Below are 7,220 nucleotides of genomic sequence, written 5' to 3'. Positions count from 1 at the left end.
GGGGGTGTGGGTCCCGGTGTCCCTCTGCCGGGACGTAATTGGGGGGGGCCCCCGGGGGGGTCACGTGTGCGGCTACTCACTGGCTAAGCACTCAGACACGCCTCACCTTTACCGCAATCCCATATCCGGGATACCGTGCCAGATATGGATCACGAAGGAGTCGACGCGCGCCTCGCCGCCCGACTGGCCGAGCTGCGCGGCGAACGCGGCCTGTCCCTGGGTGAGTTGGCGGAACTCAGCGGCATCAGCCGCTCCACCCTGTCGCGCGCCGAGCGTGCGGAGATCAGCCCCACGGCGGCTCTCCTGAACCGGCTCTGCGCCGTCTACGAACGCACCATGTCGCAGCTCCTGAGCGAGGTGGAGGCGGAGCCCGCGCAGCTCGTGCCCGCCGTCGACCAGGCGGTCTGGGCCGACGACGAGGCGGGCTTCATGCGCTGGTCGGTCTCGCCGCCCCGCATCGGCATGCGCGGCGAGCTGGTCGAGGTCCGGCTGCAGCCCGGCGCCGACATAGCGTACGACCGGCCGCCCGTGCCCGGCCTCGAGCAGCACATCTGGGTGCTGGAAGGGTCCCTGGAAGTCACCGTGCAGGGAGAACCGCACACCCTGGCCATCGGCGACTGCCTGCGCTACCGCCTGTGGGGCGCGTCGCGGTTCCGCTGCCGCGGCGAGGAGGCCGTGCGGTACGCGCTCGTGGTCGTGAAGCCGTGACGGCCCCCTCCACCACACGCATCCGCATCGACCGGCTCGACACCGCCCGACTCCACGCCTGCGCCGACTCCTTGGGGGACCTGCTGGTCGCCACGGTGCGGAGCGGCGCCTCGCTCGGCTTCCTCGCCGACCTGGACCGTGCCACCGCCGCCGCCTGGTGGCGCGGGCTCGACGCGGTGGTCGGTGACGGACGGCTGGGCATCTGGGTGGCCCGCGACGCGGAAGGGCGTCCCGGACGCGTCGCGGGCACGGTCAGTGTCGCCTTCGTCGACAAGCCCAACGGCCGCCACCGCGCCGAGATCGTGAAGCTGATGGTCCATCCCGGTGCGCGCGGCCAAGGCCTCGCCCGCGCACTCCTGACCACTGCCGAGGAGGCGGCGGCAGCGGCGGGCGTGACCCTCCTCGTCCTCGACACCGAGACCGGCAGCCCCGCCGAATCCCTCTACGGCAAGGCGGGCTGGACCCGGTCCGGGACCATCCCCGACTACGCGACGGACCCGGCGGGCAACCTCCACCCCACCACGCTCTTCCACAAGCGGCTCGGCGCCGGGCGGACGGACGCGGTACGGCGGTAGCGCAGCGCGGCAGAAGGCGCTGCGCGACGGGGAGGGAGGAGGAGGCGGGCCCCCTCCGAGGTGCGAAATCGTCTCGGCTGCATGAGGTCCCGCGCGCGGGGGAGGCTGGCCGGAGGAAGGCCAGCCGTACGAACCACTCGCACGCAGCAGCCGTACGAGCCAGCCGTACGAACACCTCGCACCGCAGGGAGTCCGCCACGATGTCCGACCGAGACGACGCCACCACCCCCGCCACCGCCGTGTACACCGCGGGACTGCTCAACGCGGCGGACGGCGTGCCCGTCGCCACCTACACCTGGCTGCCGGCCGACGGAAGGCCCCGCGCCTACGTCCAGATCGCGCACGGAGCCGCCGAGCACGCCCTGCGCTACGACCGCTTCGCCCGCCATCTGACCGCGCACGGCTACGGTGTGGTCGCCTCAGACCACCGGGGCCACGGCGCCACCGCGCAGGCCACGGGCGGCTACGGCGTCACCTCGGAGGGGACGGACCCGGACGGCGCCGACAGCTGGCGGGCGATCGTCGACGATCTCAAGGGCATCGGCGACCAGGTCCGCACGCTGCATCCCGGCGCGCCGTTCTTCCTGCTCGGGCACAGCCTGGGCTCGATGCTCGCACGGGACTACGCGCAGGAGTACGCCGACGGACTCGCGGGCGTGATCCTCTCGGGTACGTTCCGCTCGCTGCCCGGCGCCGACACGGAGGGGGCGATCACCGCCCTGGAGCGCGAGGTCGCCGAACACGGCCGCGCCGCCCGGTCCTCGTACGTGCCCGACCTCTTCGCCTCCTTCAACGACCCGTACCCCCACCGCACCGGCTTCGAATGGCTCTCGCGGGACGAGGCGGAGGTGGACGCGTACGTCGCCGACGAGCGCTGCGGATTCGCCTTCTCGGCTGGGCTCTGCCTGGACTGGGTGCGTGCCGTACGGAAGATCAACGACCCGCGCAACATCGCCCGCGTCCCCGCCGATCTGCCGGTCCACGTCGCGGTGGGCGAGCAGGACCCCTGCAACCAGCGGATGACGCTGGTCCACGAACTCCTGGAGGATTTCCGTTACGCGGGCGTCGAGGACCTGACGTGGAAGGGGTACCCGGGCGCCCGTCACGAGATCCTCAACGAGACCAACCGCGACGAGGTCCAGGAGGATCTGACGTCCTGGCTGGACAAGCGGGTGTTGTGAGGCGGACGGTCACTGTCAGTGGTGTTGGCTACGGTTCGGGGCATGTCGAAGTCCAGATCCCGTGCCGGTTCCCGCTCCGATTCCCGTGCCGGTTCCGATTCCCGTTCCCGCGTCACTTCCGACGACGTGCGCCGCATCGCCCTCGCCCTGCCGGAGACGGCTGAGAAGATCGCTTGGGGCATGCCGACGTTCCGGGTGGCGGGAAAGATGTTCGTGACGGTTCCCGACGACGAGACGTCCTTCGCCGTGCGCTGTCCGAAGGTCGAACGCGAGGAACTGGTCCTCGCCGAGCCGGACAAGTTCTGGGTGGCCGCCCATGAGGCGGGTTCCGCCTGGGTGCGGGTGCGGCTCGAGGCGCTGGACACCGAGGAACTCACCGACATCCTGGCCGACTCCTGGCGCCAGGCGTCGCCGCCCGGACTCCTCGAAGCGCACCCGGAGCTGGGGGTCGTCCCCACGCAGTGACGGGCAGGGTGACGGGCAGAGCGGCGGGCAGAGCGGCGGGCAGCCCCTGCCGGTCGCCCCGCCCCGCGCCGCTTGCTCTAAAAATCGAACATATGATCCCATCGAAGCATGCGTCACACCGCCATCCCCTACGACCTCATCCGTACCCAACGGGAGTGGACCCTCACGTACGAGAAGCTGGCCGCCCAGCCCGGCCGCACCGCGCTGCGCCGCCACCTGATCCGCCTGACCGCGCGGCTGCACTTCCATCCGAGACTGCGCGACCCCGCTGCCCGTACGGAGCTGCGCAGGCTCGCGCGCCGCTATGCGTCGGACTCATGACGCCCGCGATAGTCGTCCAGTACGCGTCCGTCGGCGGCGGCCGTCGCGTCACGGTGGGGTCCGTGCCCCTCGGTCTGGCCCATGACGACCGCGACCTGATCGAGTTCCTGCGACGGGCCGGCCTGGACGACGCGGAAGGCCTCGTCCTGGGAGATTCACCGCTCATCGAATGGCGTGGCGGCAGGGCCCACGAGTACGGGGCCGCCACGGGTGGCGGCAGCGCCGTCTGAGGCGGCGGGCGGCCCGGCCCCGGGAAAGGGGTGAGCGATCACCGGTCAGAGTGCGGTATTGTTTCGGTGCGCGTTCGGCCAGGGGAAACCCCAGGTCACACGGGCATCGGGACGTGGCGCAGCTTGGTAGCGCACTTGACTGGGGGTCAAGGGGTCGCAGGTTCAAATCCTGTCGTCCCGACTCGTAAGAGTCGCAGATCAGGGGCCGTTTCAGAGCAATCTGAAACGGCCCCTTGATCGTTCTTGGGGACCAGCTGGGGACCAGGTCCCTTGACCGTGTCAGCGGGTGACCACGATCGGGGTCGGCAGGGAGCGCGGGGCGCGCAGCGCGGTGAGGTGGGCCGAGAGAGCGGCACCTGCAGCGGTGATCTTGTGCACGTCGGGGTGCAGATACCTCTGGATGGTGGTCAGCGAGCCGTGCCCGGCGATCTTGCGCAGGACGTGCACCTGGACTCCGGCATCGGCGAACCAGGTGAGTCCCGTATGCCGGAGGTCGTGGCGGCGCAAGTGCTCGTACCCGAGCTTGAGGACGACGTCGTCCCAGTGGGTGGCGTCACGCAGGACCGCAGTGGAGATGCGGCCGCCACGGGGCCCGGTGAACAAGCGAGCCCCAGGATCGGGACCGGCGGCCAGAACGCGCTGGGCGACGAGCGGGCGGATCTCCTCGATGATCGGAACCTGGCGAGCCCGCTTGCCCTTGGTGCCCTTGTCGACGAGGCCGCCAGGGGCGGGGGTGGTCTGGCGCCGGACGGTCCAGATCCAGTTCGTGCTGCCCAGGGCGAAGCCGACGCCGCTCACCGCCACGAACAACCAGCGCAGCCTCGCGCGCGCGAGGGGTCCGAGCGGCCCAGTGCGCTGGGTTGCGGGAGCCGGGCGCCAACGGCGTGACGGCTCGGCACTCAGCACCACGGCGGCGCCGAGCAGCCCGAGCGAAGCGCTCACCATCATCGCGGTGCGCGGCCCGGTCGTCGTGGACAGCACGGCGACCAGTGGGGGGCCGGTGACGTAGATCAGCCCTTGGGCGCCGGTGTCGAGCGCGAGCGCGGCCCGGCGCCGCGCTTCGTCGGGCAGGACCACGGGCCACAGGGCCCGCAGTCCTGCCTCCAGTGGCGGGGTGCTCAGTCCGGCGAGCGCGACGAGGACGGCGGCCAGGCCCGGCCGGGCGGTGACCTCGACCATGGCCAGGGCCAGCAGACAGACCGTGGTGAGCAGGAGTGCCGCGGCGGTGACCAGGCTCTGGCCGCGCCGGTCGACCATCCGGCCCAGGACCGGCTGCCCAATGGCGGAGGCCAGTCCGTACAGCGCACACAGCAGCCCGCCCGTCTTCAGCGATCCGCCCTGGTCGGCGACGAGCAGGAGAATCGCGACGGGCGCCATCGCCTTGGGCAGACGTCCGATCAGCGTGCCGAACAGCAGGCCGGCGACGTGGCGTTGCGCGAGCAACGGGCCGGAGCCGGTGGTGGAGGTCAACGCGTGCTTTCTGGGTGAGGCACCCCGGTGCTAGCGGCGGCGGGCAGTGCCGGGGGCGTGGGGCGCGGCCGGTACGACAGACGGTGTGGGCGACGGCGCCCGTGGTGCGGGGGCGACGTGGAACACGGGGCGGGGTGTGCGGTGCGGTGGCAGTACGCCGGCGCCGAGGCCCTCCATGGCGGACTCGATTTCCTCTCTCAGTACGCCCAGTTGCCGCGCGAGGATGGACAGGTGGGGAGCGGAGCGCTGGCCCTGCTTCGTCTCCAGCGCGTCGGCGAACGTCGCTGCCTGGCCGAGGAGTTCGGCCAGGCGGGGCAGCGGACCGCGGGAGAAGGCGGAGTCGTCCACGGCGTCGAGCAGCGCCATGTAGACGTCGCCGGTGCGCTGTGCCTCGTCGACCTGCCGGATCAGCTTCGCGACCGGGGCCTCCGCTGCGGGAGCCTGGGGTGCGAAGGGAGAGGAGTCCGGGCGCAGGACCCCGGCGGGCACAGCGGGCGGGGATGCTTCGACAGCTTTCTGCATGGTGTCGTAGTGGCCGAGCACCCGCATCTGTGCACTGCCGGGTTCGCCCGCCAGCACCACCACGGTTTGGTCGTCGGGCTCGACGAGGTGCGCCAGGGTGATTAGCTCGTTGTCGGCGCTGTACCAGACGTCGTCGACGTCCAAGTCGCCGCGCCGCCAGGCTGCCAGTGCCCGGTTCGTCCAGAGCTGCTGTTCTTCGGAGGCCAGTGGTGGCCCGGTGGGGCGGTGCTGTTCGGCGAGGCCGCTGATGATGAAGGAACGTTCGGCCCAGGCCAGAACGTAGGGCCACGGTTGGAGGTGACGGGCGCGGGTGGCATTGGGCTCGGGCTGGTTGTCGGGCGCGGACCGGATGCGGCGGATCTGGTCCGCGGCTGTCCGATCCAGTTGGAGGTTGCACCACCCCGCGGGCGGGACCAGCGAGGTGCAAGGTCTGTCTGCGCACCCAACCCTGTGGTTGGCCAATCTGGTCTTGCATCTTCGACGACAAGCCTACGCAGCCGCAGTTCGAAACCGCAGCCCTGTGCCGTGGTGCGCAGAGTCGATGTCACTGCCGCTGAGGGCTGTTTGCAGCGTCGTTCTCTTGAGGGAGACCTGCGCCAATGCCGCTCGTCAGCCAAGCCACGGCCGGTTCCCGAGGAGTTGTCCTATCCGGCCCGCGGCCTGTGCCGCACGACATGGTGTCGGCCGGCCACGGTGTCGTGCGACGCAGGCCGCGGTTCAGCACCTGCTTTCCCGGCCGTCGTAGACGGCGACGGCTATCAGCTTGTCGCGTACGACAGCCCCATCGCGCATCGGGCGCGGGCCCTGCCGGTCGAGCTGGTCGAGGATCTGCTTCCACCGCTCGTCTTCGGCGAGGGCGGGCCTCTGGGCGCTGGTGGAGCAGTTCGGGCCGCCGCCGTTCGGCTCCGGGCCGAGCAGCAGCGAGGCGGCAACCAGCGCCCCGAACGCCGCCAGCGGGTAGCCGAATACGACCGTCGCCGGACGGCTCACTGTCCCGGCTCGGCAGCTGCCGTACGGCCCCGGCGGCGGTGCCACAGATCCCAGCCGATGTGCACGGCACCGGACGCGGCGAAGAAGACGACCGCGCCCTGCCACAGGGTCTCGCCGAAGCCGGAGGGGCGGGTGGCAAGGACGGCGGCGACGCCGACGCCCATGCTGAACCACAGCGGCGGATAGGAGCGGGCGTCCGTGGCGGGCGGCTCCTGGTCGACCGGTTCGGGCGGCGGGGGCAGCACGGGGTCACCTAGTGCGCCTTCCGCAAGGCGTGCGAATACTGCGTCGGGGTCCTCAAAGGAGTAGCTGTAGTCGAAGCCCAGCCTCACCTCATCACCGTCGCAGGCGACGGCCAGGTCACCCACCGTCGGCCCGGTGCCGGGCAGCGAGCGGGGTTGGGCCCACTGCTGCGCCATGACCGCGAACTGGCCGTAAGGCCGGGCGGAGACGACCCAGGTGGCGTCTGCGGGAACAACGTTCCCCGCGTCGTCGTACCGCGCGATCGAGGGAAGGAAGTGTCGTTGTGCGCCGGTGATGACCTCCGCGAGCGGGGTGGCGGCGGGAATGTCCCGGTGCCGCTCGAACCCGTCGGGCGGATCATCGCCCGCGTGGACGCCGTCACGGGCGAGAGTGACCCTCACAGGGGCCTGGCCCCGGGCGGCGGTTATGTCGGTGGCGTCGTTCATGGGCGCCGATCCTATGCGGGCCGCGTCCGCGCCTCGTCGGGGCGGAACCAGTGCGGGTAGCGGGGGGGG

General features: G+C 71.4%; 10 protein-coding genes and 1 tRNA gene. 7 read left to right on the top strand and 4 right to left on the bottom strand.

Annotation, left to right across the window (positions count from 1 at the left end):
- Nucleotides 1–144: 144 nt before the first annotated feature.
- From ACFVYR_RS01465 to ACFVYR_RS01435, 7 genes are all read left to right on the top strand, one after another.
- Nucleotides 145–708, top strand: coding sequence for a helix-turn-helix domain-containing protein (locus tag ACFVYR_RS01465; protein ID WP_384247458.1), 564 nt, complete (start codon nt 145–147; stop codon nt 706–708).
- Nucleotides 709–728: 20 nt separating this feature from the next.
- Nucleotides 729–1,283: a GNAT family N-acetyltransferase gene (locus tag ACFVYR_RS01460; RefSeq protein WP_384247987.1), complete on the top strand. Its 555-nt coding sequence runs from the start codon at nt 729–731 to the stop codon at nt 1,281–1,283.
- 200 nt (nt 1,284–1,483) lie between these two features.
- Complete coding sequence (locus ACFVYR_RS01455) at nt 1,484–2,464, top strand: alpha/beta fold hydrolase (protein ID WP_384247456.1); 981 nt, start codon at nt 1,484–1,486, stop codon at nt 2,462–2,464.
- Between the two features lie 42 nt (nt 2,465–2,506).
- The gene (locus ACFVYR_RS01450) at nt 2,507–2,929 is read left to right on the top strand and encodes an MmcQ/YjbR family DNA-binding protein (protein WP_384247453.1); all 423 of its coding nucleotides are present in this window, start codon (nt 2,507–2,509) and stop codon (nt 2,927–2,929) included.
- A 108-nt stretch (nt 2,930–3,037) separates the two neighbouring features.
- Entirely contained in the window at nt 3,038–3,250 is a 213-nt protein-coding gene (locus tag ACFVYR_RS01445; protein WP_384247450.1) for a hypothetical protein, read from the top strand.
- Nucleotides 3,247–3,480 (top strand): hypothetical protein, encoded by a 234-nt coding sequence (locus tag ACFVYR_RS01440; RefSeq protein WP_384247448.1) that lies wholly within the window; start codon nt 3,247–3,249, stop codon nt 3,478–3,480. Before ACFVYR_RS01445 ends, ACFVYR_RS01440 begins: the two co-directional genes overlap by 4 nt.
- A 107-nt stretch (nt 3,481–3,587) precedes the next feature.
- Nucleotides 3,588–3,661: transfer RNA gene (locus ACFVYR_RS01435), tRNA-Pro, on the top strand.
- A 98-nt stretch (nt 3,662–3,759) separates the two neighbouring features.
- On the opposite strand, the gene ACFVYR_RS01430 is transcribed toward ACFVYR_RS01435, so the two are convergent.
- From ACFVYR_RS01430 to ACFVYR_RS01415, 4 genes are all read right to left on the bottom strand, one after another.
- Nucleotides 3,760–4,950 carry an MFS transporter gene (locus ACFVYR_RS01430; protein ID WP_384247446.1) on the bottom strand — a complete coding sequence of 397 codons (1,191 nt, stop codon included), beginning with the start codon at nt 4,948–4,950 and terminating at the stop codon, nt 3,760–3,762.
- 30 nt (nt 4,951–4,980) lie between these two features.
- Nucleotides 4,981–5,934: a hypothetical protein gene (locus tag ACFVYR_RS01425; RefSeq protein ID WP_384247444.1), complete on the bottom strand. Its 954-nt coding sequence runs from the start codon at nt 5,932–5,934 to the stop codon at nt 4,981–4,983.
- 255 nt (nt 5,935–6,189) lie between these two features.
- Nucleotides 6,190–6,462 carry a hypothetical protein gene (locus tag ACFVYR_RS01420; protein WP_384247442.1) on the bottom strand — a complete coding sequence of 91 codons (273 nt, stop codon included), beginning with the start codon at nt 6,460–6,462 and terminating at the stop codon, nt 6,190–6,192.
- Nucleotides 6,459–7,151, bottom strand: coding sequence for a hypothetical protein (locus ACFVYR_RS01415; RefSeq protein ID WP_384247439.1), 693 nt, complete (start codon nt 7,149–7,151; stop codon nt 6,459–6,461). Before ACFVYR_RS01415 ends, ACFVYR_RS01420 begins: the two co-directional genes overlap by 4 nt.
- Nucleotides 7,152–7,220 lie beyond the last annotated feature (69 nt).

Source organism: Streptomyces sp. NPDC058284 (genome assembly GCF_042881135.1).
In the GTDB taxonomy this organism is placed as follows: domain Bacteria; phylum Actinomycetota; class Actinomycetes; order Streptomycetales; family Streptomycetaceae; genus Streptomyces.
This window is presented reverse-complemented; position numbering and strand designations above follow the sequence as displayed.

Excerpts from the sequence above, each read along its gene's own strand:
- ACFVYR_RS01440 (WP_384247448.1), top strand. The coding sequence starts at position 3,247 with ATGACGCCCGCGATAGTCGTCCAGTACGCGTCCGTCGGCGGCGGCCGT.
- ACFVYR_RS01455 (WP_384247456.1), top strand. The coding sequence starts at position 1,484 with ATGTCCGACCGAGACGACGCCACCACCCCCGCCACCGCCGTGTACACC.
- ACFVYR_RS01465 (WP_384247458.1), top strand. The coding sequence starts at position 145 with ATGGATCACGAAGGAGTCGACGCGCGCCTCGCCGCCCGACTGGCCGAG.
- ACFVYR_RS01450 (WP_384247453.1), top strand. The coding sequence starts at position 2,507 with ATGTCGAAGTCCAGATCCCGTGCCGGTTCCCGCTCCGATTCCCGTGCC.
- ACFVYR_RS01445 (WP_384247450.1), top strand. The coding sequence starts at position 3,038 with ATGCGTCACACCGCCATCCCCTACGACCTCATCCGTACCCAACGGGAG.
- ACFVYR_RS01415 (WP_384247439.1), bottom strand. The coding sequence starts at position 7,151 with ATGAACGACGCCACCGACATAACCGCCGCCCGGGGCCAGGCCCCTGTG.